Source organism: Streptomyces sp. NPDC029296 (assembly GCF_055569255.1).
In genome coordinates this window covers 84,285-110,619 of record NZ_JBVHXT010000015.1, presented here as the reverse complement: position 1 = coordinate 110,619, position 26,335 = coordinate 84,285, and the positions used below count along the sequence as shown (strand labels likewise).

General features: G+C 74.0%; 23 protein-coding genes and 2 tRNA genes. 7 read left to right on the top strand and 18 right to left on the bottom strand.

Going from position 1 to position 26,335, the window contains the following annotated elements:
* Positions 1 to 6: 6 nt before the first annotated feature.
* Positions 7 to 78: transfer RNA gene (locus ACZ4W9_RS15610), tRNA-Val, on the top strand.
* A 29-nt stretch (positions 79 to 107) separates the two neighbouring features.
* Positions 108 to 179, top strand: a tRNA-Val gene (locus tag ACZ4W9_RS15605).
* 52 nt (positions 180 to 231) lie between these two features.
* Here ACZ4W9_RS15605 and ACZ4W9_RS15600 read toward each other — a convergent pair.
* From ACZ4W9_RS15600 to ACZ4W9_RS15590, 3 genes are all read right to left on the bottom strand, one after another.
* Positions 232 to 528 carry a TFIIB-type zinc ribbon-containing protein gene (locus tag ACZ4W9_RS15600; RefSeq protein WP_467935872.1) on the bottom strand — a complete coding sequence of 99 codons (297 nt, stop codon included), beginning with the start codon at positions 526 to 528 and terminating at the stop codon, positions 232 to 234.
* An 80-nt stretch (positions 529 to 608) separates the two neighbouring features.
* Positions 609 to 1,631, bottom strand: coding sequence for a phosphotransferase family protein (locus ACZ4W9_RS15595; RefSeq protein ID WP_467935870.1), 1,023 nt, complete (start codon positions 1,629 to 1,631; stop codon positions 609 to 611).
* 367 nt (positions 1,632 to 1,998) lie between these two features.
* Positions 1,999 to 2,175 carry a hypothetical protein gene (locus tag ACZ4W9_RS15590; protein ID WP_014671580.1) on the bottom strand — a complete coding sequence of 59 codons (177 nt, stop codon included), beginning with the start codon at positions 2,173 to 2,175 and terminating at the stop codon, positions 1,999 to 2,001.
* 602 nt (positions 2,176 to 2,777) lie between these two features.
* Between ACZ4W9_RS15590 and ACZ4W9_RS15585 the strand changes: the two genes are divergently transcribed.
* Positions 2,778 to 4,217, top strand: coding sequence for a serine/threonine-protein kinase (locus ACZ4W9_RS15585; RefSeq protein WP_467935868.1), 1,440 nt, complete (start codon positions 2,778 to 2,780; stop codon positions 4,215 to 4,217).
* A 140-nt stretch (positions 4,218 to 4,357) separates the two neighbouring features.
* Here ACZ4W9_RS15585 and ACZ4W9_RS15580 read toward each other — a convergent pair whose 3' ends face one another.
* From ACZ4W9_RS15580 to ACZ4W9_RS15535, 10 genes are all read right to left on the bottom strand, one after another.
* Positions 4,358 to 5,176: a TrmH family RNA methyltransferase gene (locus ACZ4W9_RS15580; protein WP_467935866.1), complete on the bottom strand. Its 819-nt coding sequence runs from the start codon at positions 5,174 to 5,176 to the stop codon at positions 4,358 to 4,360.
* A 91-nt stretch (positions 5,177 to 5,267) separates the two neighbouring features.
* A complete protein-coding gene (gene cobA / locus ACZ4W9_RS15575) occupies positions 5,268 to 6,500 on the bottom strand; it encodes a uroporphyrinogen-III C-methyltransferase (RefSeq protein WP_467935865.1) in 1,233 nt (410 codons plus the stop codon).
* A 229-nt stretch (positions 6,501 to 6,729) separates the two neighbouring features.
* On the bottom strand, positions 6,730 to 11,172 hold the full coding sequence (cobT, locus tag ACZ4W9_RS15570; protein ID WP_467935863.1) for a nicotinate-nucleotide--dimethylbenzimidazole phosphoribosyltransferase: 4,443 nt from the start codon (positions 11,170 to 11,172) through the stop codon (positions 6,730 to 6,732).
* Between the two features lie 342 nt (positions 11,173 to 11,514).
* Positions 11,515 to 12,846, bottom strand: coding sequence for a precorrin-6y C5,15-methyltransferase (decarboxylating) subunit CbiE (cbiE, locus tag ACZ4W9_RS15565; RefSeq protein WP_467935862.1), 1,332 nt, complete (start codon positions 12,844 to 12,846; stop codon positions 11,515 to 11,517).
* 90 nt (positions 12,847 to 12,936) lie between these two features.
* The gene (locus tag ACZ4W9_RS15560) at positions 12,937 to 13,575 is read right to left on the bottom strand and encodes a GNAT family N-acetyltransferase (RefSeq protein ID WP_467935860.1); all 639 of its coding nucleotides are present in this window, start codon (positions 13,573 to 13,575) and stop codon (positions 12,937 to 12,939) included.
* A gap of 162 nt (positions 13,576 to 13,737) precedes the next feature.
* Positions 13,738 to 14,565, bottom strand: coding sequence for a MetQ/NlpA family ABC transporter substrate-binding protein (locus tag ACZ4W9_RS15555; RefSeq protein ID WP_467935859.1), 828 nt, complete (start codon positions 14,563 to 14,565; stop codon positions 13,738 to 13,740).
* A gap of 22 nt (positions 14,566 to 14,587) precedes the next feature.
* Positions 14,588 to 15,418, bottom strand: a complete 831-nt coding sequence (locus ACZ4W9_RS15550; protein WP_467935857.1) for a MetQ/NlpA family ABC transporter substrate-binding protein — start codon at positions 15,416 to 15,418, stop codon at positions 14,588 to 14,590.
* Between the two features lie 64 nt (positions 15,419 to 15,482).
* Positions 15,483 to 16,220: a methionine ABC transporter permease gene (locus tag ACZ4W9_RS15545; protein ID WP_467935856.1), complete on the bottom strand. Its 738-nt coding sequence runs from the start codon at positions 16,218 to 16,220 to the stop codon at positions 15,483 to 15,485.
* Positions 16,217 to 17,251, bottom strand: a complete 1,035-nt coding sequence (locus tag ACZ4W9_RS15540) for a methionine ABC transporter ATP-binding protein (protein WP_467935855.1) — start codon at positions 17,249 to 17,251, stop codon at positions 16,217 to 16,219. Before ACZ4W9_RS15540 ends, ACZ4W9_RS15545 begins: the two co-directional genes overlap by 4 nt.
* A 347-nt stretch (positions 17,252 to 17,598) precedes the next feature.
* Positions 17,599 to 18,249, bottom strand: coding sequence for an HAD family hydrolase (locus ACZ4W9_RS15535; RefSeq protein ID WP_467935853.1), 651 nt, complete (start codon positions 18,247 to 18,249; stop codon positions 17,599 to 17,601).
* Positions 18,250 to 18,318: 69 nt separating this feature from the next.
* On the opposite strand from ACZ4W9_RS15535, the gene ACZ4W9_RS15530 reads away from it, so the two are divergent.
* Both ACZ4W9_RS15530 and ACZ4W9_RS15525 read left to right on the top strand, forming a co-directional pair.
* Positions 18,319 to 18,678, top strand: a complete 360-nt coding sequence (locus ACZ4W9_RS15530) for a hypothetical protein (RefSeq protein ID WP_467935851.1) — start codon at positions 18,319 to 18,321, stop codon at positions 18,676 to 18,678.
* 1 nt (position 18,679) lies between these two features.
* Positions 18,680 to 19,099 carry a hypothetical protein gene (locus ACZ4W9_RS15525; RefSeq protein WP_467935849.1) on the top strand — a complete coding sequence of 140 codons (420 nt, stop codon included), beginning with the start codon at positions 18,680 to 18,682 and terminating at the stop codon, positions 19,097 to 19,099.
* A 17-nt stretch (positions 19,100 to 19,116) separates the two neighbouring features.
* On the opposite strand, the gene ACZ4W9_RS15520 is transcribed toward ACZ4W9_RS15525, so the two are convergent.
* From ACZ4W9_RS15520 to ACZ4W9_RS15510, 3 genes are all read right to left on the bottom strand, one after another.
* Entirely contained in the window at positions 19,117 to 19,614 is a 498-nt protein-coding gene (locus ACZ4W9_RS15520; RefSeq protein WP_467935956.1) for a GNAT family N-acetyltransferase, read from the bottom strand.
* A 45-nt stretch (positions 19,615 to 19,659) separates the two neighbouring features.
* On the bottom strand, positions 19,660 to 20,166 hold the full coding sequence (locus tag ACZ4W9_RS15515; protein ID WP_467935848.1) for an RNA polymerase sigma factor: 507 nt from the start codon (positions 20,164 to 20,166) through the stop codon (positions 19,660 to 19,662).
* Between the two features lie 92 nt (positions 20,167 to 20,258).
* A complete protein-coding gene (locus ACZ4W9_RS15510) occupies positions 20,259 to 21,434 on the bottom strand; it encodes a glycerophosphodiester phosphodiesterase (RefSeq protein WP_467935847.1) in 1,176 nt (391 codons plus the stop codon).
* A 330-nt stretch (positions 21,435 to 21,764) separates the two neighbouring features.
* On the opposite strand from ACZ4W9_RS15510, the gene ACZ4W9_RS15505 reads away from it, so the two are divergent.
* Together ACZ4W9_RS15505 and ACZ4W9_RS15500 are read left to right on the top strand one after the other, a co-directional pair.
* Positions 21,765 to 22,454, top strand: a complete 690-nt coding sequence (locus ACZ4W9_RS15505; RefSeq protein WP_467935846.1) for a lysophospholipid acyltransferase family protein — start codon at positions 21,765 to 21,767, stop codon at positions 22,452 to 22,454.
* A gap of 124 nt (positions 22,455 to 22,578) precedes the next feature.
* A complete protein-coding gene (locus ACZ4W9_RS15500; protein WP_467935844.1) occupies positions 22,579 to 24,186 on the top strand; it encodes a multicopper oxidase family protein in 1,608 nt (535 codons plus the stop codon).
* Positions 24,187 to 24,200: 14 nt separating this feature from the next.
* Here ACZ4W9_RS15500 and ACZ4W9_RS15495 read toward each other — a convergent pair whose 3' ends face one another.
* Both ACZ4W9_RS15495 and ACZ4W9_RS15490 read right to left on the bottom strand, forming a co-directional pair.
* Positions 24,201 to 25,727, bottom strand: a complete 1,527-nt coding sequence (locus ACZ4W9_RS15495; protein ID WP_467935842.1) for an MFS transporter — start codon at positions 25,725 to 25,727, stop codon at positions 24,201 to 24,203.
* Positions 25,724 to 26,275, bottom strand: coding sequence for a TetR/AcrR family transcriptional regulator (locus ACZ4W9_RS15490; RefSeq protein WP_467935841.1), 552 nt, complete (start codon positions 26,273 to 26,275; stop codon positions 25,724 to 25,726). The genes ACZ4W9_RS15495 and ACZ4W9_RS15490 overlap by 4 nt, the downstream gene beginning before the upstream one ends.
* Positions 26,276 to 26,335: the final 60 nt, after the last annotated feature.

Below are 26,335 nucleotides of genomic sequence, written 5' to 3'. Positions count from 1 at the left end.
TCCCCCGCGCGATTAGCTCAGCGGGAGAGCGCTTCCCTGACACGGAAGAGGTCACTGGTTCAATCCCAGTATCGCGCACTGTCTGTGACTCGCAGGTCACGGTTCCCGGACGATTAGCTCAGCGGGAGAGCGCTTCCCTGACACGGAAGAGGTCACTGGTTCAATCCCAGTATCGTCCACACAGCAAGAAGCCCCCGGCCGTCTCGTACGGCCGGGGGCTTCTTCGTGCGCTCAGCTGGAGAACAGCATGCGGCCGAAGCTCTTGTGGCGCTGGTGGCCGTAGTGACCGTGGTCGCCGTGGTGACCGCCGTGCGGGGCGCCCCAGGCGGGTGCGGGCGGGGCCGCCGGGTAGGCCTGCGGAGCGGACGGCGGGGGCGGGGCCGGCTGCGACCACTGCGCCTCCAGCCGGGTCAGCGCCTCCAGCTCGCCGTAGTCGAGGAATATGCCGCGGCAGCCGCTGCACTGCTCGATCTGGACGCCGTTGCGGTTGTAGGTGTGCATCGGCGCATGGCACTTCGGACACTGCATGCTCGGCTCAACTCCTCGCCGGTCGGTACCGCTTCGTGTTCCCCCAGGACAGACTCCGTCCGGTCCCGGGCGGTTGCAGCCTAGTCCGGGTTTTCCGGCGCCGGTCCCGAAGGGTGCGCGGGGGCGGACGGCATGCGCGCGCAGGCGTCCGCCACGGCCTGCTCCACCTCGTCCAGCGGGCGGCCGGCGGCGAGCGCCTTGGTGATCGCCAGGGCGGCCGTCTGCACGGTGAGCGCGCGGGCCGGGACGTCCAGCGCGGGCCAGGGATCGCCGTCCGCGGGCACGGCCGGGCCGCCGGCCCGCCGGTAGGCGGTCAGGAAGCGGGTCCACTCGCCCGGCGGGAGGAGTCCGCAGGCGTACCAGGCGGCGGGGCGGGCCAGGTCCCAGGCGGGGACGCCGGTGCCGAGGTCGTCCACGTCGATGAGCCGCCACGGGCCGCCCGGGGCGGGGTACCGGACGAGCTGGCCGAGGTGCAGATCGCCGTGGCAGAGGGCCGCCGGGCCGGGCATCGGCGCCTTCGCCCTGGCCCAGGCCGGCAGGGCGGCCCAGGCGGCGAGGACCGGGCGGGCGGCGGGGCGGGCGGGCGCGTCGGGCGCGGTGCGCAGGGCCGAGCGGAGCCGGTCGAGGGCGCGGGCGGCTTTGGCGGGGCCGCGCATCCGGGGGAGACCGGCGGAGACGGGGGCGCGGTGCAGCCGGGCCAGCAGCGCGGCCACGGCCTCCCAGGGGGCCGCGTCCGGGTCGTCGGGGTCGACGGGGGTGCCGTACGGCCAGAGGGTGGCGAGGCGGTCGTGCGGATCGCGCAGCGGGGCCGGGGCGGGGGTGAGGGGTGGCAGCAGTACGTCCGGGAGCCGGGCGGCCGTGGCGACGCGGAGGGTCAGCGCGGTGCGGTCGGTGCCGGGGGCGTGTGCCTTGGCCACGGCGTCGGCGTGACGGACGACGGTGGCGTCGGGGCGGGTGGCGAGGGGGGCACCGGCGCAGGAGCAGGGGGCGGGGGTGCCGCGGGGGTGGGCTGCCGCCTCGGCGTGGGCGGTCAGGGCGGATACGAGGGGATCCGCGGGGGCGGGGGTGGCCGCGGCCGTGCGGGGGGCTGTGTCTGCGGTCAAGGCTGCCTCGGGAAGGGTGGCTGTCCGGCCGAGGGTACCCGGGGGGCCGGGCGGGGAGACCGGGGGTGGTCGCGAGTACCGGTGAGGGTCGCTCGCCCGTGTCGGCGGGGTGCGGCGAAGGCCGGCGGCGGGGCGCCCGCGGGGGACGCGGGAACCTCGCGGGCCGGGGCCAGGGGCTCGGAGCCGCGCGGCGGCAGAAGTCCGCCGCCGTGACGGCGGGCCGCGACGTGGTGGCGGGAAACGGCTAATGCCGGCGCGGCTCCCCAGCCGCGCCGGCATTGTTGCCGTCCGCCGTACCCCCGTCCCCACGGGGTTGCATGGATCGATGTCCCCGCCCGGACCGCTCTTCCGGGCCTGGGGTCGCCGCTCAGCGCCCCAGCATCGCACCCACGGACGACGCTTGTGTGGCCACCGTCTCCCAGCCGTCGAAGACGAGCAGGAGCAGGGCCGCGAGGGGAAGGGCCATGAGCGTCGCCACCAAGGGGTGGCGGCGGCCCGTCCGGCGGGGAGCGAACGCCGTGCGTCGCGGTGCCGTGTGGGCCATGGTCCCTCTCCTGACTGTTCGGTTGTCGTCGGCAGCGGCGGGCGTCCTGGCTCGGGGGACGAGTACCGCACCCGCCGCTTGTCCTCAAATCTAGGCGCGGCCCCCGCGGGTGACGTCATGCCCTCGTACCGATTGCCGGGCCTCCGCGAGGATGAGCCCCGAGCCGCGAAGTACTCCCCTGGGTGGAGAAGCGGGCCCGGGTATCGGGGTCTTCCCGGAGGGGGCGCCCGCCCTGTCCGGTCATTTCGGAAGTATCCCGCTCACCGGGGGGAGTGACTTCGATCACTCGGACCGGTGTCCGAAGGGGGCCCGGGAGCCGGCCGCGAGGCGGGGCCCGGGCCCGCCCGGGGACGGTCCCTGCCCGGCGTCCGGCGGGGGTGGCACCGGGGATGCCGCCGCTCCGCGCGAGCTCAACCTCCCGGAGCGGCAGGCGGGTTGGGAGCCCGGCCGGCTCGAAGTCGCCGTAATCCACGGCGTGCTGACCGGGTTTCACCTCCCCTGGACGGCCCGCACAATCCGTCCCGCCGAGAGGGCGCGGCCTCTGCGCGCGGGCGGCCGTGGAAACGTAAGCTGTGCCACGTCACAGGGACCGGGCAGCGGGGATGAACATGGCGATGATGCGCCTGAGGCGCGAGGACCCGCGCGTCGTCGGCTCGTTCAGGCTTCACCGACGGCTCGGCGCGGGCGGGATGGGCGTGGTGTATCTCGGCTCCGACAAGAAGGGGCAGCGGGTCGCGCTGAAGGTGATCCGGCCGGACCTGGCGGAGGACCAGGAGTTCCGGTCGCGGTTCGCGCGCGAGGTGTCCGCGGCCCGGCGGATCCGCGGCGGCTGCACGGCCCGGCTGGTCGCCGCCGACCTGGAGGCCGAGCGGCCGTGGTTCGCCACCCAGTACGTGCCCGGCCCCTCCCTGCACGACAAGGTCGCCGAGGAGGGGGCGCTCGGCGCCGCGGACACGGCGGCGATCGGCGCGGCCCTGTCCGAGGGGCTGGTCGCGGTCCACGAGGCGGGAGTCGTCCACCGGGACCTGAAGCCCTCCAACATCCTGCTGTCTCCCAAGGGCCCGCGCATCATCGACTTCGGCATCGCCTGGGCCACCGGGGCCTCCACGCTCACCCATGTGGGCACCGCGGTCGGCTCCCCCGGCTTCCTCGCGCCCGAGCAGGTGCGCGGCGCGGCGGTCACCCCGGCCACCGACGTCTTCTCCCTGGGCGCGACCCTGGCGTACGCCTCGACCGGCGACTCGCCGTTCGGGCACGGCAGTTCCGAGGTGATGCTGTACCGGGTGGTGCACGAGGAACCGCACCTGGCCGGCGTACCGGACGCGCTGGCTCCACTGATCCGGGCCTGTCTGGCGAAGGACCCCGAGGAGCGGCCCAGCACGCTCCAGCTGTCGTTGCGCCTGAAGGAGATCGCCGCCCGGGAGGCGCAGGGGCTGAACGACGTACGGCCGCCCCATCCGCGGGCCGCCGAGGCCGACCGGCCCACCGGACGGCTCGCCGACACCTACCCCGAGCCGCAGCGCGTCCAGCGGCGCGGCTCCCCCGGGACGCCGCCGTCCCGCGGGGGTGCCCCGGCCCGGGGCGGTGTGCCGTCCAGGGGCGGGGTCCCCACGCGCGGGGACGTGCCGTCCCGTGGGGGCGCGGCCGCGCGCGGCGCCGGGCGCGGCGGTGTCCCCTCCGCCCGGCCGGGTACGGTGCGGCCCACCCCGGCACCTCGCGGCGGCGGCCCGCGTTCCGGCGGCGGCCGTCCGGCTCCGCGCGGTGGTGCCGGGCGGCGCCCGGCGGGGGGTGTGCGAAGGCCGGCCAATCCGCGGCTGCTGCGGCAGCGGCTGTTCGTGTTCGTGGTGGTGACGCTGCTGGTGGCGCTCGGCATCGCGGTGGCCCAGGGCTGCCAGGGCCCGGCACGCGGGCTCGGCGGCGACGGCGGAGTCCGGCGGGAGCGGCACGCGCAGCCGGTTCGTCCGGCGCAGCCGGGCCATGAGGTACGGACCGTGACTGCGCCGACGGGTGACGGCGCGCCCGCGGCCGACCAGCGGGCGTAGCGCCCCGGGTCACGACGCCCGGGAGCGGGAAGCCGGCCGGGCGCCGGAAGCGGGGCCCTCGCCCGGGACCCCGGGGACAGCGGCCGGGTGCCGGGTGCGGTGCCGCAAACCCGGCGGGGCGCCGGGTGCCGTCCCGCCGGTCAGGACGCGGGGCGGCCCGTCGCCACCGCGTAGAACGCCACCGCCGCCGCCGCGCCCACGTTGAGGGAGTCGACGCCGTGGGACATCGGGATGCGGACCCATGCGTCGGCGGCGGCCAGGGCCTGCCTGGACAGGCCGTCGCCCTCCGCGCCGAGCATGAGCGCCACCCGGTCCATGCGGTGCGGGGCGGCCTCGTCCAGGCTGACGGCCTTCTCGTCCGGGGTGAGCGCGAGCAGGGTGAAACCGGCCTCGTGGACCGGGTCCAGCCCCTTCGGCCAGGTCTCCAGCCGGGCGTACGGCACGGAGAACACCGCGCCCATGGACACCTTGACGCTCCGCCGGTACAGCGGGTCGGCGCAGTCGGGCGACAGCAGCACCGCGTCCATGCCGAGGGCCGCCGCGGAGCGGAAGATCGCGCCGATGTTGGTGTGGTCGTTCACCGACTCCATGACGACCACGCGGCGGGCGGTGCGGAGCAGTTCGACGGCCGTCGGCAGGGGCTTGCGCCGCATGGAGGCGAGGGCGCCGCGGTGCACGTGGTAGCCGGTGACGCGTTCGGCGAGTTCCGGGCTGACGGCGTACACCGGCGCCGGGACTTCGTCGATGACGTCGCGCATGACGTCGATCCACTTGGCCGAGAGCAGCATCGACCGCATCTCGTAGCCCGCTTCCCCGGCCCTGCGGATGACCTTCTCGCCCTCGGCGATGAACAGGCCCTCCGCGGGCTCCCGCCGACGGCGCAGCTCGACGTCGGTGAGGCCGGTGTAGTCGCTCAGGCGCGGGTCGTCGGGGTCGTCGACGGTGATGAGATCGGCCACAGGTGATACTGCCTTGTCCTGGAAGTGCTGAACGGCTGGGTGATGCTTGAGTTACCCGGGGTTGCTCCGGGGTTGCCCCGGGCGTGCGCGGTCAGGCGGCGGGCTCCGGTCCGACCCGTACGACCTCGCCGACGACGATGACCGCCGGGGGCTTCACGTCCTCGGTCCGGACCGTCTCGGCGACCGTGGCCAGGGTGGCGTCCACCCGGCGCTGGGCGGCCGTCGTGCCCTCCTGGACCAGGGCCACCGGCGTCGTCGGCGGCTTGCCGTGCGCGACGAGCGTCTCGGCGATCTTCCCGATCTTGTCGACGCCCATCAGGACCACCAGGGTGCCCGTGAGCTTCGCCAGCGAGGGCCAGTCGACCAGGGAGCGTTCGTCGTCGGGCGCGACATGCCCGCTGACCACGGTGAACTCGTGCGCGACCCCCCGGTGCGTGACCGGGATGCCGGCGGCGCCCGGCACCGAGATGGAGCTGGAGATGCCGGGGACCACCGTGCACGGGATGCCGGCCTCGGCGAGCGCCTGGACCTCCTCCATGCCCCGGCCGAAGACGAACGGGTCGCCGCCCTTGAGCCGGACCACCGCCTTGCCCTGCTTGGCGTGCTCGATCAGCGCGTTGTTGATGGCCTCCTGGGCCATGTAGCGGCCGTAGGGGATCTTGGCCGCGTCGATCACCTCGACGTGCGGCGGCAGCTCTGCGAGCAGATCGCGCGGGCCCAGCCGGTCGGCGATGACGACGTCCGCCTCGGCGAGCAGGCGCCGGCCCCGGACGGTGATCAGGTCGGGGTCGCCGGGGCCGCCGCCCACCAGGGCCACGCCGGCGGTGCGGGTGCGGTGGTGCGGGGCGACGAGGGTGCCGTCGCGCAGGCCCTCCACGACCGCGTCCCGGATGGCCGCGGTGTGGCGGGGGTCGCGGCCCCGGGCGTGCGTGGTCAGTACGGCGACGGTGACGCCCTCGCTGTGGCCGGTCGCCGGGGTCCACGCCGTGGCCTGGTCGGCGTCGTCGGAGCGGACGCACCAGACGCGGTGCCGCTCGGCCTCGGCGGAGGCGCGGGTGTTGGCGGCGTGGTCGCTGGTGGCGATGAGGGCGTACCAGGCGTCGGCGAGGTCGCCCTCGGCGTAGGCCCGCCGCTCCCAGGCGATCTCGCCCGCCTCGGCCATGGCCTCGACCGAGGGGGTCGCCTCCGGGGAGACGACGGTGATGTCCGCGCCGGCCGCGATCAGGGCCGGGAGGCGGCGCTGGGCCACGGTGCCGCCGCCGAGGACGACCACGCGGCGGCCGGAGAGGCGGAGGCCTACGGGATAGGCGGGGTGTTCGGCCATGAGGGCGTCCTCCGGTGGCTTTGCGGTGGCGCTGACGTGCGGATTTTACGTGGGCGGCGGTGCGGGTGGGGCGGGTGTCCGATGGCTGGGCAGGCCGGCCCCGCCACCGCTGCGGGTGCGGGACGGCGTGCCCGTCGTTCGGCCCGGGTGCTTCCCGGGCCGAACGCGCGGACACGGGCCCACGGACGCCGGCAGGCGCCCGGTACCGCGCGTACCGGGCGCCCGTCCCTTACTTCTCGGTGACGCCCGCCGCGTCGAACGTGGCGACCTCGTGCATCGCCCTCGCCGTGCTCTGCACGAGCGGGAGCGCCAGCAGGGCGCCCGTGCCCTCGCCGAGACGGAGGTCGAGGTCGACCAGGGGGCGCAGGCCCAGCTTGTTCAGCGCCGCGACATGGCCGGGCTCGGCACTGCGGTGGCCGGCGATGCAGGCCGCGAGGACCTCGGGGGCGATCGCGCGGGCGACGAGGGCCGCCGCGCCGGCGCTGACGCCGTCCAGGATCACCGGCGTGCGCAGGGACGCGCCGCCGAGCAGCAGGCCGACCATGGCCGCGTGCTCGAAGCCGCCGACGGCCGCGAGGACGCCGATCGGGTCGGCCGGGTCCGGCTGGTGGAACTCCAGCGCGCGGCGGACGACGTCGGTCTTGCGGGCCAGCGTCTCGTCGTTGATGCCGGTGCCGCGCCCGGTCACCTCGGCCGGGTCGGCGCCGGTGAAGACGGAGATCAGCGCGGCGGACGCGGTGGTGTTGGCGATGCCCATCTCACCGGTGAGCAGTGCCTTGTTGCCGGCCGCCACCAGGTCGCGGGCGGTCTCGATGCCCACCTCGATGGCCGCCTTGACCTCCTCGCGGGTCATGGCGGGGCCGGTGGTCATGTCGGACGTGCCACCGCGGATCTTGCGCGGCAGCAGACCCGGCGTGGCGGGCAGGTCGGCGGCCACGCCCACGTCCACGACGCACACCTCGGCGCCGACCTGGGTGGCGAAGGCGTTGCAGACGGCTCCCCCGCCGAGGAAGTTGGCCACCATCTGGGCGGTCACCTCCTGCGGCCAGGGGGTGACGCCCTGGGCGTGCACGCCGTGGTCGCCGGCGAAGATCGCGACGGCGGCGGGTTCCGGGATCGGCGGCGGGCACTGGCGGGACAACCCGCACAGCTGTGCGGAGATGATCTCCAGCATGCCGAGCGCGCCGGCCGGCTTGGTCATGCGCTTCTGGCGCTCCCATGCCTCGCCGAGCGCCTTGGCGTCGAGCGGGCGGATCTGTGCGACGGTCTCGGCGAGCAGGTCGTGGGGTTCCTCTCCGGGCAGGGCGCGGCGGCCGTATGTCTCCTCGTGCACCACCCAGGACAGGGGGCGTCTCCTGGACCAGCCGGCCTGCATCAGCTCGGGCTCGTCCGGGAACTCGTCGACGTACCCGACACACAGGTAGGCGACGACTTCCAGGTGCTCGGGCAGGCCGAGCGCGCGGACCATCTCCCGCTCGTCGAAGAAGCTGACCCAGCCGACGCCGAGGCCTTCGGCACGGGCGGCGAGCCAGAGGTTCTCCACCGCGAGCGCCGAGGAGTAGGGCGCCATCTGCGGCTGGGTGTGGCGGCCGAGCGTGTGCCGGCCGCCGCGGGTGGGGTCCGCGGTGACGACGATGTTGACCGGGGTGTCGAGGATGGCCTCGATCTTCAGTTCCTTGAACTGCTTGGCCCGGCCCTTCGGCAGCGACTTGGCGTAGGCCTCGCGCTGCCGCATCGCCAGTTCGTGCATCGTCCGCCGGGTCTCGGCGGATCTGACGACGACGAAGTCCCAGGGCTGCGAGTGGCCCACGGAAGGCGCGGTGTGCGCGGCCTCCAGGACCCGGAGCAGCACCTCGTGCGGGATGGGGTCGCCGCGGAAGCCGTTGCGGATGTCGCGGCGCTCGCGCATCACCTTCAGGACGGCCTCGCGCTCGGCGTCGGCGTAGGCGGGCGCGGCCGGGCCGGTGGACTGTCGTGCTTCCGCCACCGGGGCCGTGCTCTCTTCCTGGTCGGCGGCCCCGGTCTCCGGGTCCTCCGCGTGCTGTACGACGCCGGGCGCGGGCTCCCCGTCCGCCCCGGCCGGTTCGCCCTCGCGGGGCGCGGGCACGGTGGCCGCCGGTTCCGGCTGCTGCGGTCCGGCTGCGGGGGCCGGGCGGGGGGTGGTGGGCGCCTGGCCCTGCACCGGCACGAACTGCCCGAGCGGCTGCGTCGGGTCCGGTACGGCGGTGTCCCGCGCCGCCGGTGCCTGCGGGACCGGGTGGGACCGGGGCGCGGCGGCCGGTACGGGGGCGGTGGCCTCCACTGCCTGCGGCTGCTGCCCGGGGGCGGGCGCGACGGGGGCCACCGGGGCGGCGGGGGCGGCCTCGGGTGCGACGGGGGACGCCGGAACGTCGGCGCCGGGGGCGGCGGGGGCCACCGGGACGTCGGCTTCGGCCTCGGGGGTGGCTTCGGCTCCGGCGCTGTGCGGGGCGTGCTCGGGGAGCGGCGCTTCCTGCGGCTGGAGCACGGCCGGCTCGGGCGCCTCGACGGGTGCCTGCGGCTGCGGCGCCTCGGCGGATGCCTGCGAGTGCGGCGTCTCGGGGGTCTGCGCTACGGCGGGCTGGGCGGCCGGTACGGCGTCGGAGGCGGCCGGGTCCGGCAGGGCCGGTGCGGCGGCGGGGGCGGCGCCCTGCGGGGCGGCGGGGGCGGCGACCGGAGCGGGGGGCTCGGCCACCGGGGCGACGCCGTCGGCCGGGGCTTCGGGGGCGGCCGGGGCTTCGGGGGCGGCCTGGTCGGTGGCCTGGGCCACGGCCGGGGTCTCGGCGGGAGCCGGGACGGTGGCCTGGGGCATCTCCTGGCCGGCGGCCTGGGCCGGTTCCTGGACAGCGACCGGAATCTCGGCGGGAGCCGGGTCCATGGCCTGGGGCATCTCCTGGCCGGCGGCCGGGTCCGTGGCCTGGACGGCGACCGGAACCTCGGCGGGAGCCTGGTGGGCGGCCTGGGACACGTCCTGGTCCGTGGCCGGGGTCGACTCCTGGACAGCGACCGGAGCCTCGGCGGGAGCCTGGTGGGCGGCCTGGGACACGTCCTGGTCCATGGCCGGGGTCGACTCCTGGACAGCGACCGGAACCTCGGCGGGAGCCGGGTCCATGGCCTGGGGCATCTCCTGGCCGGCGGCCGGGTCCGTGGCCTGGACGGCGACCGGGGTCTCGGCGGGAGCCGGGGCCGGGGTCGCAACCGCGTCTTCGGCCGCGCCCTGGACGGCGGCCCGGGCCGGCTCCTGCGTTGCGGCGAAAGCCTGGTCGGTGGGCGCCACGGGCTCCGGGGCGTCGGCGGCAGGCTGGAGCCGGGCGGGGTCGGTGACCTGCGCGGTGGTCTCCGGCCGCACGGCCGGGGCGGGCTGCGCGTCCTCGGCCGGTTCGACGGCCGCGCTCGGCTGTGCCGCCTCGGCCACGGCGGGTTCGGGGGCCGGGAGGCCGGTCGCCTCGGCCGTCGTGGCTTCGGCCTCGGGCGCGCCCGGCGCACCGCTTGCCTCGGGGACCACGGCCGCTTCGGGGAACACGGCAGCGGCGGCGGCCTCGACAGACGCCGCTGCGGCCTCGGCAGCCTGCGCGACCCGCAGGGTCTCCTCGGGCGCCGCCTGGTCCTCGGCTGCCGGTTCCCGCACGGGCTGCGCCGTATCCACGGCGTCCGCAACGGTTTCGGCACCCTCGGACGGCACGTCCGGAGCCGTGCCTTCGGAAGCCGGCGCCTCCGCCGGGACGGTGTACACCACCCCGTCGTGTCCGTGGACGACGGGCACGTGACCGGTGTCGCCGGGCGCGCTCTGGGCCGCCGCCTGGCTCGCGAGGCGGGCCACCGTGGCCTGGGCCGCGTCGGCCGGCTCGGCGGAGGCGGGCGCGGCCGGGCCAACCGTTTCGGCAGCCGGTGCCCGCGTGCCGACCGGAGCCTGGGCCAGGGCAGCGGCCTGAACCGGCGCCTCGGCCCCGGCCGGGGCCCGGCCCTGCGTCTCGACCTGAGCCCCGGCCGGAACCTCCGCCGCCTGGACCTCGCCCGGGACCTGGGCCTGCGCGTCCGCCTGGTCCGGAACCTCGGCCCGCGGCTGAGGCTGCTCGCCGGCCTGCCCCTGCACCTCGGCCTGTGCCTGTCCCTCGGGCGCCGCTCCCCAGGGGGCCGCGTTCCGAGGGGCCGGCTGGGGCTGGGCGTCGAGGTACTCGGGGCCGGGGGCCGGCGGGGCGGGCTGTCGTACCGGTGCTCCGGCGGGGCCGCGGTCGGCGAGGGAGCGGACCGGGCTCGCGGAGGCGTCGGGGATGGGCGGGCCGAGGTGCAGCGGACGGCGCGGCGGCTGCGGCGCGGCCGTCGGGTCGTGCGGCGCCGAGAGGATGGGCGACGGCGGCACCGACGCGGGACCGGAGGCGGGCAGGCGGACGCCGCCGAGGTCGACCGAGCCGGTGTCACGGCCGGCCGTCTCGTGCGGACCCGGCTCGTGGACGGCCTCCACCACCGGTTCCGGAGCGGGTGGCGGCACCTCGTTGCCCCACGCGCCCTGGGCACCCGGCAGCAGCAGGTCCTCGTCCTCGGCGGGCGCCTCGGACAGGTAGGTGTACGCGCCGTGCGCGGGGACGCCCGGCTGTTCCACCATGCCTGCGCTCTCCGGCTGCCCCTCGCCCGGGACCTGGCCGGTGTCGGTCATGCGTACCCCTCGCCCATCGGTTAGTGCTCCTACGACCAGCTCACCCGGAACGGCGCACCGACCGCCCCGCAGTGAAGAACGAGCGTCCGTGCCCAGCGGCACGAACGGCCCGCCGGAAAAGGCGACAAAGCCATTCAGTGGCATTGTCCCGGCCGTTCGGCCGTCGCGACAGCATGATCCGCGACAGCCCGCTGTGGACTGCGCCACGTTGCGCGTCCTCCGGTCCGCCGTACCACACCCGCCCCAAGACGGGCGTGCGATCCGGACATTGGCGAACGAAGTTCGGGTCACCGGTGCGGTACAACGATCGGCCAGCCTACCGCGCGCGGTATGACAACACGATCACGGGGCGCGATCGGGCAGTACCCCGCTGAGCAGGAACGCCACGTTCCGCTCGGTCTCGGTCCAGGCCCGGGTGTCGAGTTCGACGGACTGGACGAGGGCGCACTGGACCCGGTAGCCGTGCTCGGTCAGGTCGCGGCCGACGCGTTCGGCGGCGTCCCGGGTGGCGGCGTGGGTGACGATGCGCTGCGGGCGCCGGTCGGCGACCGCGGAGAGGACGGCCGGTCCTCCGCCGCCGACCCGTACGACGTCCGGCTCGGGCAGGTCCTCCAGGACGTGCGGGGCGCCGCCATGGACGATCTGGAGCTGCACCCCGAAGCGGCGGGCGGCCCGCTCGGCGCGGGCGCAGGCGTGCGGGTCGCGATCGACGGCGATGACGGCCGCGCCGGCGCGGGCGGCCTCGGCGGCGAACGCGCCGGCGCCGCAGCCGATGTCCCACACGAGGTCGCCGGTCCGGGGCCCCAGGCGGGCGAGTTGGGCGGCGCGCAGCAGCTCCTTCTCCCCTTCGCCGAGACCACCGGCCGAACCACCGCCGGGGCCACCGGCCGAACCACCGGAGGGGCCACCGCCCGGGCCACCCCCCGGCCCGTCGCCGTAACCCGCGTCCACTTGGAGGCCGTACCCCTCATCGGGCTGTGGGCCGTAGCTCGCGTCCGGCTGTACCCAGCCCCGCGGGCCGGTGCCCGGGTCGCGGCCGGCGATCCAGCCGCCGCCCTCCCCCGCGCCGGCCCGCCCGCCGATGACGATGACGACGTTGGGGTCGCGCCAGGTGTGGTCGGCGGCCTTGTCGGAGGTGACGACGCTGACCTGTTCGCGTTCGGTGCCCAGTTCCTCGCAGATGACGAAGGTGCGGTGCACGCCCTCCAGCAGCAGCCCGAGTTCGGCGGGGCCGGCGCCCGGCGCGGTGAGGACGGCGACCTTGGTGTGGGCGCGGCAGACGTTCACGGCGCGGCGCAGGGTGCGCGGGTGGGCGACGACCACCTGGGCGTCGTCCCAGGGCATGCCCGCCCGGGCGAAGGCGGTGGCGACGGAGGAGACGGCGGGGACGACCTCGACCTCGAGGCCGAACTCGGGCGCGCGCAGGGTGCGGACGACGCCGAAGAAGCCGGGGTCGCCGTCGGCGAGGACGACGGCGGTGCCGCGGTGGGCGGCGATGCGGCGGGCGGCCAGGGGGAGGCTGCCGAGGCGGACGCGTTCGGCGGTGGGCGGTACCTCGGGCAGCGCCAGGTGGTGGGCGGCACCGGCCACGAGGGTGGCGGCGCCGAGGGCGCCGCGTGCCGCGGCGGTCAGCGGCGAGCCGTCCCAGCCGATCACCGTGACCCGGTCGGCCATCGTCGTCAGTCTCCAGTGGTTCTGCGCGGGTCTTCGGGGAGGGAGCCCGTTCGCGGGCTCCGTGAGCGTACCTGGTGACGCCCGGAAGTCTCAGTTCCAGTCCGAGTACGAGGTGAAACCACTCGCGTCGGCCAGCTGCTCGCCGACCCCGGCGAGGTCCTCGGGCAGCAGGCTCCAGACGATGACGTCGGTGCGTACCCGGGCCCAGCCGCCGTCCTCGGTCCTGGAGCGGGCTATCCAGGCGTTGCGCAGCACGCCCTCGCTGATGCAGCCGATCTTCTGGGCCACCTGCTGGGAGGCGGTGTTGCCGGCGGCGGTGCGCAGTTCCAGCCGCTCGAACTCCTGGTCGTGGAAGAGCCACTGGGCGATGGCGAGGCAGGATTCGGAGGCGTAGCCCTCGCCGCGGGCCCAGGGCGCGATGACGTAGGCCAGTTCGCTGGAGCGCACCCGCCAGTCGGTGTTCTTCAGGTGGACGAGGCCGACGAGCCGCTGGGTGAGGAACTCGGTGACGGCGAGGACGATGCCGTGGCCGCCGGTGCGCTCGCCGGGGGCGAGCCGGGTGATCCAGTGGCGGGCGTCGGCCTCGGTATAGGGGTGGGGGACGGTGGTCCAGGCGACGACCTGCTCGTCGTTCATCATCTCGGCCAGGGCGGGCACGTCGTCCTCGTCCAGGGGACGCAGCACCAACCGCTCCGTGCTGATGGAGATGTTGGGGAAGGTGCTCGTCATGCGCCGCTCCGTAACCTTCGGAAGATTCCTCGGAAGACCGTCCGGGCCGTCAGGTCCGCTGAACTGCCCAGCATGCAGCATGAAACCACCGAAGCGCACGACGGGGTCCGTTCCCGGCGAGGGAGCGGACCCCGTGCGTCGCCGGACGCGGTGGGCGGGCCGTCAGCCGCCGGTCGCGGGCAGGACGGAGCCGTGGTACTTGTCCTTGATGAAGGCGCGTACCTCGGGTGAGACGAGCAGGCCGGCGAGCTTCTTCACCCGTGGGTCGTCCTCGTGGCCGCGTTTGACGGCGAGGAGGTTGGCGTACGGGTTGTTCTTCGCCGACTCCAGCAGGATCGCGTCCTCGGCGGGGCTGAGGCCCGCGTCCTGGGCGTAGTTGTTGTTGATGACCGCGGCGTCCACGTCGTCGAGCGAGCGCGGCAGCTGGGCGGCCTCCAGCTCCTTGAACCTCAGGTGCCGGGGGTTGTCCGCGATGTCGGCGGGGGACGCGTCCGCGCCGGCGCCCGCCTTCAGCGCGATGACGCCGCCGGCGGCGAGCAGCTTCAGGGCGCGGCCCTCGTTGGTGACGTCGTTGGGTACGGCGACGGTGGCGCCGTCGGCGAGGTCGGTGACGTCCTTGGTCCGGTGCGAGTAGACGCCCATGGGCGGCAGATAGGGCTTGACGACCGAGACCAGGTCGGTGCCCTTGGACTTGTTGAAGTCGTCCAGGTAGGGCTGGTTCTGGTAGAGGTTGGCGTCCAGCTCGCCCTCCTGGAGGGCGGTGTTGGGCAGGACGTAGTCGGTGAACTCCTTGATCTCCAGCTTCAGGCCGGCCTTGGCGGCGAGGTGGTCCCTGACGTAGGTGAGCACCTCGCCGGCCGGGACGGCGGTGGCGCCGACGACGAGGGTGCCGTCCTTGCCACCGCCCTTGCCGGAGTCCGTGCCGGAGCCGCAGGCGGTGAGGCCGAGGCCGAGGGCCAGGGCCGCCACCGCGACGACGGACGTGCGCATGGCTTCAGTCCCCCTCCGCGGGTCAGAAGGAGGGGATGACCGAGCCCTGGTACTTGTCCTCGATGAACTTCTTGACCTCGGGCGAGGTGAGGAGCTTGGCGAGCTTGGTCACCCGCGGGTCCTTCTCGTTGCCCTCCTTGACGGCGAGGAAGTTGCCGTAGGGGTTGTCCTTCGGGGACTCCAGGACGAGGGCGTCCTTGGCGGGCTTCAGGCCGGCGGAGATGGCGTAGTTGCCGTTGACCACGGCCGCGTCGACGTCGTCCAGGGAGCGCGGGGTCTGGGCCGCCTCGACCTCCTTGAACTTGAGGTCCTTGGGGTTCTTGGTGATGTCCCGCGGGGTGGCCTCGTTGCCGGCGCCGTCCTTGAGGGTGATCAGCCCGTTGTCGGCGAGCAGCTTCAGGGCGCGGGCCTCGTTGACGGCGTCGTTGGGGACGGCGACGGTCGCACCGCTCTTGAGCTCATCGGCCTTCTTCACCTTGTGGGAGTACAGGCCGAGCGGTTCCAGGTGGACCGTGACGACGGGCACGATGTGGGTGCCGCGCTTCTTGTTGAAGTCGTCGAGGTACGGCTGGTTCTGGAAGTAGTTGGCGCCCACCGACCCGTCCTCGGTCGCCGTGTTCGGCGCGATGTAGTCGGTGAACTCCTTGACCTCCAGGTCGAGGCCCGCCTTCTTCGCCAGCTTGTCCTTGACGAAGTTCAGGATCTCGGCGTGCGGGGTCGGGCTCGCGGCGACGATCAGCGGGCCGCTGGTGTCGGAGGAGCCGGAGTCCTTGTCGGAGCCGCAGGCGGTCAGCCCGAGGGTGAGGGCCGAGGCGGCGAGGACGGCGGTGGTGAGCTTGGCGGTGTTACGCACGAAAAGTGCCTTTCCTTAAGGGTGGTGCGACCCCGGGTACGGGTGACCGGGGAGCCTGGGTGCCTTACGCGACCTTGCTGATCTCGGCCGCCGCGGGCTCCTTGGCCTTCAGCAGGCGGAGCTTCGGGGCGGGTCCGGAGCGGGCGCCGCGGCGGTGCAGGGAGCGGGCGGCGAAGTCGCCGGCGAACTGGATGAGGGAGATGACGACCGCGAGGATCGCCACGGTGATCCACATCAGTTCGGTCTCGAAGCGCTGGTAGCCGTAGCGGACGGCGAGGTCGCCGAGGCCGCCGCCGCCGACCGTGCCGGCCATGGCGGAGTAGCCGATGAGCGCGATGATCGTGGTGGTGGTGGACGCGATCAGCGAGGGCAGGGCCTCGGGGACGAGGACCTTGCGGACGATCGTCCAGGTGTTGCCGCCCATGGACTGCACGGCCTCGACGAGCCCCTGGTCCACCTCGCGCACGGCCGTCTCGACCAGGCGGGCGAAGAAGGGGATGCCGCCGATCGCGAGCGGCACGATCGCCGCGGTGGTGCCGATGGTGGTGCCGGTGACCCAGCGGGTGAAGCTCATCAGCGCGACCATCAGGATGATGAACGGCATGGAGCGGCCGACGTTCACGACCTGGCCGATCACCTTGTTGGCGAACACGTTCTGCAGCAGGCCGCCCCGGTCCGTGAGGACGAGGAGGATGCCGAGCGGCAGGCCGGCGACGACGGCGATCACGGTGGACCAGAGCACCATGGTGAGTGTCTGGCTACACGCGTCCGACAGCAGCGGCTGCATCTCCGACCAGGTCACTTGGCACCTTCCTTCACCAGCGGGGCGTCCTGGCCCACGACGTCGATCTGCAGTCCCTGTTCACGCAGGAAGCCGATCGGGACCACGTTCTCCTCGTAGCGGCCGGGAAGCTCGATACGCATCCGGCCGACCTGGAGGCCGCCGACGGTGTCGATGGCGGCGCCGAGGATGGAGATGTCGATGTTGTAGGTGCGGGCGAGCTGGGAGACGACCGGCTGGGTGGCGCTCTCGCCCTGGAAGGTGACGTCGAGGACGGTCCGGTCGGCGCCGGTGGCCTCGCCGCCCACCGGGAACAGCGCGGCGGCCAGCGTGGAGCCCGGGGTGGCCAGCAGCTCGCTGACGGTGCCGGACTCCACGATCCGGCCGCGCTCCATGAGGGCGGCGGAGTCGCAGATCGACTTCACGACGTCCATCTCGTGGGTGATGAGCAGGACGGTCAGGCCGAGCTGCCGGTTCAGGTCGCGCAGCAGCTGGAGGATGGAGCGGGTGGTCTCCGGGTCCAGGGCGCTGGTGGCCTCGTCGGAGAGCAGCACCTTGGGGTCGCCGGCCAGGGCTCGGGCGATGCCGACGCGCTGCTTCTGGCCGCCGGAGAGCTGGGCGGGGTAGGCCTTGGCCTTGTCGGCGAGCCCGACGAGGTCGAGCAGCTCCAGGGCCTTGCGCGAGCGCTCCTTGCCGGACGTGCCGAGGATCTCCAGCGGCAGTTCGACGTTGTCCTGCACGGTCCGCGTGGACAGCAGGTTGAAGTGCTGGAAGACCATGCCGATCCGGCTGCGGGCGCGGCGCAGTTCCCGGCCGGCGCGCGGGCCGCGTCCGGCCAGGGCGGTGAGGTCCTGCCCGGCGACGGTCACGGTGCCGGAGGTGGGGCGCTCCAGCAGGTTGACGCAGCGGATGAGGGAGGACTTGCCGGCGCCGGACTGGCCGATGACGCCGTAAACCTCGCCTTCGCGGACGTGGAGATCGACGCCGTCGAGGGCGGTGACCTCACGGCCGCGGGAGCGGTAGACCTTGGTCAGGCCCGAGGTGGTGATCACGTGGGTTTCCGTCACTGTCGAGTGCGCGGGCGTGGGTGGTGCCCGGGCACGGGTGCATGCGGTTGCGGCAGGGAGAGTGTCCGTGCGGCTTCGTACGGCCTACGGCGCACGGACATGCCACGGGTCTCGCTTCGGGGCGCGAGGCTCAGCTGATGCGGGGGCCCTCTAGAAGGCGCACATTCGACACATCAGGCAACACATACAACGAGCACCGGGCGTCGTGGTCGCCTCGGTCGCAAGGGTGCGGCAGCTCGTCGTGGTCATGCGATCAGTAAACCAGACGGACGGTCCCGACCGGTCGCCGCTGTCCGGATGGTGGACAGCGGCGGACAGCGCGGTCCGGGATCTCAGCCGTGGCGGGATATCGTCACGTCCCGGTCGGTGACCAGTACGGACAAGGCCGACAGGTCGTCCACCACCAGGTCGGCGTCCAGCTCGGCGGCCCGGTGGGTTGTGGCCAACGCCACGGTGGTCATGCCGGCCGCGCGCCCGGCCCGCAGTCCGGCGGGCGCGTCCTCGAAGACGACGCACCGCGCGGGGTCCACGCCGAGCTGCCGGGCGGCGAGCAGATAGGGCTCGGGGTCGGGCTTGCCGCGGGTGACGTCGTCGGCCGCGACCAGGGCCTTCGGCGCGATGCCGACGGCGCCGAGGCGGGCCTCGGCGAGGCGGCGGGTGGCGGAGGTGACCACGGCCCAGCGGTCGGCGGGGAGGGCGTCCAGGAAGTCCCGGGTGCCGGGCAGCAGGCGCACGCCCCCGTTCGGCACGTCCTCGACCTCCAGCTGCTCGACCCGGGCGACCGCCTCCGGCACCAGGCGGGCGGGCAGCAGGTCGGCGACGATCTCGACGGCCGTGCGGCCGTGCAGCTCCACGCGGCCGAACTCCTCGGCGGTGATCCCGTACTCCCGGGCCCAGCGGGCCCAGCAGCGCTCGACGGAGTCGAGGGAGGAGACAAGGGTGCCGTCGTTGTCGAACAGGAGGGCGTGCGCGTGGATCGTCATGGCCCCGACCCTACGGCGTTCGGCGGGGGCGGCGGCTCCGGCGGGTTTGCGCCGTAATAGGGTCACGGCATGCTCAACGCCCTGATGCTGGTGACCGGGGTCGCCGCGCTCCTGCTCGCCGCCTGGTGCGGCTGGGCCGCCTCTCGCGACCAGCCGACGAAGGACTGGCACTTCATCGGCATGGCCGTGGTGTCGGTGCTGGCCCTGGTGCAGCTGGTGGCCGGGATCGTGCAGCTGGCGCGGGGCGAGAAGCCGGAGCAGGGCACGACGATCTTCGTGGCGTATCTGCTGGGCTCGTTCGCGTGTGTCCCGGCGGCGGGGTTCATGTCGCTGGCCGAGCGGACCCGCTGGGGCTCGGTGACGGTCGCCGCGGCCGGGGTGGTGCTGGCCGTCCTGGAAGTACGGCTCTACGACATCTGGGGAGGCTGAGGTGACGGCGGTTCAGGAGAAGCCGGCCCGGCTGATCGGCGGGCCGGGCATGCTGCTGGTCTGGTTCTACGGCGTGATGGTGGTCGGCGCGCTGTCGCGTTCCGTCTACCAGATCGCCACGGAGTTCGACCGGGCGCCGCTGGCGTACACGCTGTCGGCCGTGGCGGGTGTGGTGTACGCGTTCATCACCTACACGCTGGTGCGGGGCGGCGAGACGGCGCGCAGGGCGGCGCTGGTGTGCTGCGCCGCCGAGCTGGCGGGGGTGCTGGTCGTCGGCACGTGGACGCTGGTCGAGCCGTCCGCGTTCCCGGACGCGACCGTGTGGTCGGAGTACGGCATGGGGTACGTGTTCATTCCCGTGCTGCTGCCCCTGTCCGCGATGTACTGGCTGCGGCGGGCACGGGAGCGCGGGGCGGCCTGAGACGGGCGCCCTTCCCCTCAGGCCGTGGCGACGAAGGCGCCCGCCTCCTTCTCCAGGATGATCAGCTCCACCCCGTCGCCGCCCTTGGCCCGGCCCACCGCCTCGTAGCCCGCCTTGCGGTACAGGCGGAGGTTGCCCTCGCTGCGGTGGCCGGTCTGGAGGCGGAACCGGGTGGCGCCGTGCCGCTCGGCCAGTGCGGCCTCGGCGGCGCGCAGCAGCCGGGCACCGATGCCGTGGCCCTGAAGGCGGGGGTGGACGCACAGCTTGGCGATGGCCGCCGCGCCGTCCTCGGTCGCCTTGCCGCGCACCGAGCCGACCACCTCCTCGCCGAGCCGGGCGACGAAGACGCAGTCGGAGGCGACTTCCCGGCGGACGGAGTCCAGGGTCTGCACGAGGGGGTCGATGCGGTAGTTGCCGTACAACGCGGCCTCGCCCTGGAAGCACAGGTACTGGAGCCTGAAGATCTGCTCCGCGTCCTGCTCGGTCGCCGCCGAGATGGTCACGCTCATGCCCATGTGCGCACGCCTCCCGCTCACCTGATCACCTGTCGTCCCCCACTCCTATCCCCGCGCTTCGCACGCCGCAACCTCCGGTGTGAGCAATCTGCGCAGACAAGCCAGACATCTGGCACGTTCCGGTCCCAGACTGCCCTGTGAGATACCCAACTCCCCCGAGATCTCCCGGTAGGTGAGGTCCTTCGGCGAGAGCAGCGCCTCCATCAGGCGCGGGCAGCGGCCGGGCAGGCGGCGGACCGCCCGGCGCAGGGCGCGGTGCCGGGCGGCGGCCAGGGCGTGCTGTTCGGGACCGGGGCCGAGGACGTCGGCGGGTTCCCCGTCGTACGGGCCCTCCCGCCAGGTGGCGTGCCGGCTGCGGCGGGCCTCGGCGCGCACGGCCTCGCGCAGCCAGCCGGGCGGGTCCGGCGGCGGCCCGTCGCTCTCCAGCCGCTCCAGCAGCCGCAGCCAGACGGCCTGTTCCAGATCGCCCGGCTCGCTTCCGCACGCATATGCCTCGGCGGAGGCCTCGGCGGCCAGCAGCGGGCGCAGGGCGGCTACCAGGTCGTGTGTCATATGCGGAACGACGAGCCGCCCCGGCGGCGGGTTGCCGGGGCGGCGCACAGTCACCCCGAACGGGGTGCCGGCCGGTGCGGTGGTTGACGTCGTCAGCCGGCCAGGAAGTCGGCGCGGGCGAGCAGTCCGGTGTCGGCGTTGTCGGTGAAGACGCCGTCGACGCCGGTCGCGAAGTACGTCCGGAAGGCGCCGAGGACGTCGCCGTAGCCGTCGGGGGCGCCGCCCTTGCGGTACTCGGCGGGCAGGAAGGGGTTCTCGTTGCGCAGGGTGTAGGGGTGGACGACGAGGCCCACCCGGTGCGCGTCGGAGACGAGCGTGGTGGGCTCGGCCAGGGTGCCGTCCGCCTTCTTCGGGATGACCAGGTCGACGGTGGGCCCGATGCCCTGCGCGTAGCCGGCGATCTCCCGCAGGCCCTTGGGGGTGACGAGGTCGGCGACCGTGCGCGGGTCGTCCGCCTCGACGAAGTCGTAGGGCCGGCTGTTCGCGGAGGAGAGGAGGACGACCAGGGGGTTGTCGACCAGCCGGTTCAGCCGCTGGATGCTGGTCGGCTCGAAGGACTGGAGGATCACCGGGGAGTGGCGGCCGTCCTTGCCGTACTTGCGCAGCAGCTTCGCCACCCGCTCCTCCAGGCCGAGGCCCAGCTTGCGGAAGTAGGTGGGGTGCTTGGTCTCCGGGTAGATCCAGACCTGCCGGCCGCGCCTGCGGGTCTGCTCGTCCTGCCACTTCAGGACCTCTTCGAAGGTGGGGATCTCCCAGCGGCCGTCGTAGAGGGTGTTGTGCGGCCGGTTGGCGGGGACGCGCTCGACGGCGCGCAGCGTCTTCAGCTCGGCGAGCGTGAAGTCCTCGGTGAACCAGCCGGTGGTGGGGACGCCGTCGAGCAGCTTGGTGGTCCTGCGGCCGGCGAACTCGGGGTGGGCCGCGACGTCCGTGGTGCCGCCGATCTCCGGCTCGTGCCGGCAGACCAGGTGGCCGTCCCTGGTCGGCACCAGGTCGCCCGCCTCGACCACGTCGGCGCCGAGGTCCAGCGCCAGGTCGTAGGAGCCGAAGGTGTGCTCGGGGCGGTAGCCGCTGGCTCCGCGGTGGCCGATGATCGTGGGCACCGGCAGGCTCTTCAGCCCGCGGCCCGCGCGCCCGGCCGTGCGGGCCCCCTCGGCCCGCGCGGTGCCGGGCAGTCCGAGGACCGCTCCGCCCGCGCCCAGCACGGCGGCGCCGAGCAGCGCCCGCCGTCCCGTCGCCCGCGTCTGCCCGTTGTCCTGGTCGCCGCCCATGAGCGCCCTCCTGCCGTTCGGTTCTCCGGTGCGCGCCGATCGTAGGGGCGCACACATGTCCGAAGGGAGGCTCTCGTCCGAACACCGGGGTGCCGTCGGATGTCCGGCGGACGGCGGAGGACGAGGGGGCGCCGGCCAGGGCCGGGGGCCCTGGCCGGCGCGATGTCCGTCACATGCGCACAAGGCTGTTACACGCCGTCCTGGTCACGGCACCGCAGGTAAACCCGTGTCAACAGTTCGTAAGACCTCGGCGAAGCGGGCGTCCCCGATGTGCGCGCGGACGTGCGCCGCGAGTAATGTCCTCACCTGCACAGACTCATATCGCCCCCTTTGACATCGGAGGACCCGTTGTCCCGCTTCGCGCTCATCAAGGCAGTGCTCGGACCGATCATGCGCCTGATGTTCCGCCCCCAGGTGGAGGGCGCGGAGCGCATTCCGGGCGACGGTCCGGTGATTCTGGCCGGTAATCACCTCACCTTCATCGACTCGATCGTGCTGCCGCTGGTCACCAAGCGGCAGGTGCACTTCATCGGCAAGGACGAGTACGTCACCGGAAAGGGCGTCAAGGGGCGGCTGATGGCCTGGTTCTTCACCGGCGTCGGCATGGTCCCGGTGGACCGGGACGGGGCGAACGGCGGTGTGGCGGCGCTGATGACGGGCCGTCGGATCCTGGAGGAGGGCCGGATCTTCGGGATCTACCCGGAGGGCACCCGCTCGCCCGACGGCCGGCTGTACCGGGGGCGCACCGGTATCGCGCGGCTGACGCTGATGACCGGCGCCCCGGTGGTGCCGTTCGCCATGGTGGGCACCGACAAGCTCCAGCCTGGGGGCAAGGGCTTCCCGCGGCCGGGCCGGGTGACCGTGCGGTTCGGCGAGGCCATGGAGTTCTCGCGCTACGACGGCATGGACCGCGACCGCTACGTCCTGCGGGCGGTGACGGACTCGGTGATGACCGAGGTGATGCGGCTGTCCGGGCAGGAGTACGTGGACATGTACGCCACGAAGGCGAAGGCCGCCTGAGACCTCGCGGACGGCGGGCGCGGCGACCGCGTCCGTCCGCCTGCCGGTGGAATCTGCCCCCGACACATCGGGCATTCGGCCGCACCACCGGGCCATATGACCACTCAACATGTCTTATTCAGACATGTTCACACCTTCTCGGCGTACCCTGCTCCGCACGCCCCTCGCCGCCGCGGGCGCGGGATTCCTGGCAGCCTGCACCAGCTCCGGACCGCGGTCCGGCTCCGGCCCCCTGCACCCCGGCGGCGGGGAGAGGTTCGTCCCGGCCGGGCCCAGGGGGTACGTCAATCCCTCGGACCCGGAGGTCCTGGCCGCCGAGCGCAGACGCGGGGCCGGCCGCGAACGCGTCTTCCGGTTCACCTCGGCCGAGGCCGAGGTGGACATCGGCGGGCGCTCCGTCCGGACCTGGGCGTACAACGAGGAGGTACCGGGCCCACTGGTGCGGGTCACCGCCGGTGACGTGCTCGATCTGACGCTGGCGAACCGGCTGCCCACGACGACCACCCTGCACTCCCACGGGGTGCGGCTGCGCTGCGACATGGACGGCGTCCCCGACCTCACCCAGCGGGCCATCCACCCCGGCACCGACTTCCGCTACCGCTTCACCGTCGCGCACCCGGGCACCTATCTGCTGCACTCCCACGTCGGGATGCAGCCCGACCGGGCCCTGTACGCGCCGCTCGTGGTGGAGGATCCCAAGGAACCCCTCTCCTACGACAAGGAGTGGGTGGTGGTCCTGGACGACTGGCTGGACGGCGTGGAGGGCTCCACCCCCGACAACGTCCTGGAACAGCTCAAGCCCGGCGGCGCCATGGACATGAGCGGCATGGCCATGGGCCCCGGCCACCCGACGAAGGCGCACCCGGCGCCGTCCAGGAAGTCCACCGGCCCCGACCGGGTGCTGCACAAGTCCCGCAGCCGCATGCTCCAGGGCGAGGGCGGCAGCGTCGCCTACCCGTACTACCTCGTCAACGGCCGGCTGCCCGACAACCCGTCGGTGTTCCGCTGCCGGCCCGGCGAACGGGTGCGGCTGCGGATCGTCAACGCCGGCTCCGAGACCGCCTTCCGGGTGGCGCTGGGCGGCCACAAGATGACGATCACGCACACCGACGGCTACCCGGTGCGGCACCGGGAGACCGATGCCCTCCTCGTCGGCATGGCGGAGCGGTACGACGTGCTGATCACCGCCCGGGACGGCATGTTCCCGCTCGTCGCGCTCCCCGAGGGCAAGAAGGGCAGGGCGCTCGCCGTCCTGCGCACCGGCAAGACGCGCAAGTCCCTGCCCCCGGGGGACGTCCACCCCCGCGAGCTCGACGGCAACACCGTTCCCGCGCGCCGGCTGCTGCCCCATGAGTCCGTGACCCTGGACGACCGGGTGCCCGACCGCGAGGTGCGCATCCGGATCACCGGGACGATGGCGAAGTTCGACTGGGGGTTCGACCACCGGACCTACACCCCGCAGCAGCGCCACCCGGTCCGCGCCGGGGAGCGGGTACGGCTCACCCTCATCAACGCCACCGACATGTGGCACCCCATGCACCTGCACGGGCACACCTTCGCGGTGACCGGGCTGGACTCGGCGGGCGCCCGCAAGGACACCGCGCTGGTGCTGCCGCACCGGAAGCTGGTGCTCGACTTCGACGCCGACAACCCGGGGCTGTGGATGCTGCACTGCCACAACCAGTACCACTCGGAGAGCGGGATGATGACGGTCCTCGGCTACAAGAAGTGACCCGGCGGGCCCGGTCAGCCGCCGGCGCTCTCCAGTTTCTGGTCCTTCAGCAGGAACCACGCCACCGCGGACGCCGCCAGCAGGACCACCGCGCCCGCCGCCGAGGCCAGGTGGAGGCCGTGGACGAAGGACTCGCGGGCCGCGTCCAGCAGGGCCCGCGCCTGGTGCGGGGGCAGCTGCGCGGCCGCCTCCGCCGCCGCGCCGAGCGACTCGTGGGCCCCGGCCGGGGTGCCGGCCGGACCCGGGAAGCCGCGGTAGACGCCGGTCACGATGGAGCCCAGCAGCGCGATGCCGAGGGCCGCGCCGAGTTCGTACGCCGTCTCGGAGACCGCCGAGGCCGACCCCGCCCGGTCTTTCGGGACGCTGGAGAGGATGACGTCGGCGGTCACCGTGAAGGAGAAGCCCGCGCCGACACCGACCACCAGCAGGGCCGCGCCGAGGACTGGATAGCCGGTGGACCGGCCGATCGTGGTCAGGAGCGCCAGGGCGACGCCGACCGCGGCCAGGCCGCCCGCGACCACCACGCGGACCGAGAAGCGCCGGGCGGCCCGGCCCGCGACCAGACCGGCCGCCACCGCGCCCACCGCGGCCGGCAGTTCCGCGAGGCCCGCCTCGAAGGGACGCCGGCCCTGGACGAGTTGCAGGAACTGGGAGAGGAAGAACACCAGCCCGGACATGCCGAGGACGGTGAGCAGGTCGGCGAGGACCGCCCCGCTGAAGCCGCGGCGCCTGAACAGCCGCATGTCCAGCAGCGGCACCGGCATGGTCAGCTGACGGCGCACGAAGCCGTACAGCGCCGCCGCGCCCAGCAGCCCGGAGCCGAGCGTCGGCCAGGAGAAGCCGTGCGCCGCCGCCTCCTTGACCGCGTAGACGAGGGTGATCACGCCGACCAGCGACAGCAGCACGCCGGCCAGGTCCCACGGGCCCGGGTGCGGGTTGCGGGACTCGGGCAGGGTGCGGACGCCGACCAGCACCAGGACGGCCATCACCGGCAGGTTGATCAGGAAGACCGAGCCCCACCAGAAGTGTTCGAGGAGGAAGCCGCCGGCGATCGGGCCGACGGCCGTGCCGGCGGAGGCGGTGGCGCCCCAGACGCCGACGGCCAGGCTGCGTTCGCGCGGGTCGTGGAAGATGTTGCGGATCAGCGCCAGGGTGGCGGGCATCAGGGTCGCGCCCGCGACGCCGAGCAGCGCCCGGGCCAGGATCATCAGCTCGGGCGTGGTGGCGTAGGCGTTGAGCACGGACAGCGCGCCGAACGCGGTGGCGCCGACGAGCAGGATCCGCTTGCGGCCGATGCGGTCGCCGAGGCTGCCCATGGAGACCAGCAGACCGGCGATGACGAAGGAGTAGACGTCGCCGATCCACAGCAGCTGGGTGCCGGAGGGGTCGAGGTCTTCGCTGATGTAGGGGGTCGCCAGGCCGAGGACGGTGGCGTCGACGGCCACCAGCAGCACGGCCAGGACCAGGACGGACAGCGCCAGCCAGCGGCCCGGGCGCTTCACCGCCTCGGTCGCCGGTGCCGGCCGCAGGGTGCTGGTCATGGTTCCTCTCTTCGCAGAGCACCGCCGAGCAGCAGCTCGGCGATCATGGTCGGGAAGTCCCGGGAGGCCACCCGGCCGTCCAGGGTGGCCCAGGCGCACGAGGCGATGAGCCCGTACAGCGCCTCGGTGAGCCAGACCGGACTGAGGTCGATGCGGAATTCGCCGGCGCGCTGACCGCGCTGGAACAGGGCGCCGATCCGGGCGTCCAGGCGCTGCCAGCCCTCGTTCAGCCCGTCGCCCTCCCACAGCTGGTTCTCGCCGTAGAGGAACGAGAGCAGTCCGGCGGCCGGCTGGATCTCCCGGACCAGCCGACGCACGGCCTCGGCCGCGGGCCCTTCCTCGGGCCGCGCCCGGTCCAGCGCGCCCGCGCACTCCGCGATGCCGAGCTGTTCCAGCGCCCGCACGAGCGCGTCGCGGCCGGCGAAGTGGCGGTGCAGCGTGGCCCGGCTGATCCCGGCGGCCTTGGCGACCTCGTCCATGGTCGCGGTGGATTTGCGGGTCAGCAGGGCGGCTGCGCTGCGCAGCACGTGGTCACGGTCCAGGGCCATGAGACGAGGGTAGCCCAGATGAGACATTAATGTCTCATCATGGGCATGCGTGACTCATTT

Excerpts from the sequence above, each read along its gene's own strand:
- ACZ4W9_RS15495 (WP_467935842.1), bottom strand. The coding sequence starts at position 25,727 with ATGACCAGCACCCTGCGGCCGGCACCGGCGACCGAGGCGGTGAAGCGC.
- ACZ4W9_RS15600 (WP_467935872.1), bottom strand. The coding sequence starts at position 528 with ATGCAGTGTCCGAAGTGCCATGCGCCGATGCACACCTACAACCGCAAC.
- ACZ4W9_RS15590 (WP_014671580.1), bottom strand. The coding sequence starts at position 2,175 with ATGGCCCACACGGCACCGCGACGCACGGCGTTCGCTCCCCGCCGGACG.
- ACZ4W9_RS15515 (WP_467935848.1), bottom strand. The coding sequence starts at position 20,166 with ATGACACACGACCTGGTAGCCGCCCTGCGCCCGCTGCTGGCCGCCGAG.
- ACZ4W9_RS15535 (WP_467935853.1), bottom strand. The coding sequence starts at position 18,249 with ATGACGATCCACGCGCACGCCCTCCTGTTCGACAACGACGGCACCCTT.
- cobA (WP_467935865.1), bottom strand. The coding sequence starts at position 6,500 with ATGGCCGAACACCCCGCCTATCCCGTAGGCCTCCGCCTCTCCGGCCGC.
- ACZ4W9_RS15500 (WP_467935844.1), top strand. The coding sequence starts at position 22,579 with ATGTTCACACCTTCTCGGCGTACCCTGCTCCGCACGCCCCTCGCCGCC.
- ACZ4W9_RS15555 (WP_467935859.1), bottom strand. The coding sequence starts at position 14,565 with ATGCGCACGTCCGTCGTCGCGGTGGCGGCCCTGGCCCTCGGCCTCGGC.
- ACZ4W9_RS15490 (WP_467935841.1), bottom strand. The coding sequence starts at position 26,275 with ATGGCCCTGGACCGTGACCACGTGCTGCGCAGCGCAGCCGCCCTGCTG.
- cbiE (WP_467935862.1), bottom strand. The coding sequence starts at position 12,846 with ATGGCCGACCGGGTCACGGTGATCGGCTGGGACGGCTCGCCGCTGACC.
- ACZ4W9_RS15520 (WP_467935956.1), bottom strand. The coding sequence starts at position 19,614 with ATGGGCATGAGCGTGACCATCTCGGCGGCGACCGAGCAGGACGCGGAG.
- ACZ4W9_RS15530 (WP_467935851.1), top strand. The coding sequence starts at position 18,319 with ATGCTCAACGCCCTGATGCTGGTGACCGGGGTCGCCGCGCTCCTGCTC.
- ACZ4W9_RS15510 (WP_467935847.1), bottom strand. The coding sequence starts at position 21,434 with ATGGGCGGCGACCAGGACAACGGGCAGACGCGGGCGACGGGACGGCGG.
- ACZ4W9_RS15560 (WP_467935860.1), bottom strand. The coding sequence starts at position 13,575 with ATGACGAGCACCTTCCCCAACATCTCCATCAGCACGGAGCGGTTGGTG.
- ACZ4W9_RS15585 (WP_467935868.1), top strand. The coding sequence starts at position 2,778 with ATGAACATGGCGATGATGCGCCTGAGGCGCGAGGACCCGCGCGTCGTC.
- cobT (WP_467935863.1), bottom strand. The coding sequence starts at position 11,172 with ATGACCGACACCGGCCAGGTCCCGGGCGAGGGGCAGCCGGAGAGCGCA.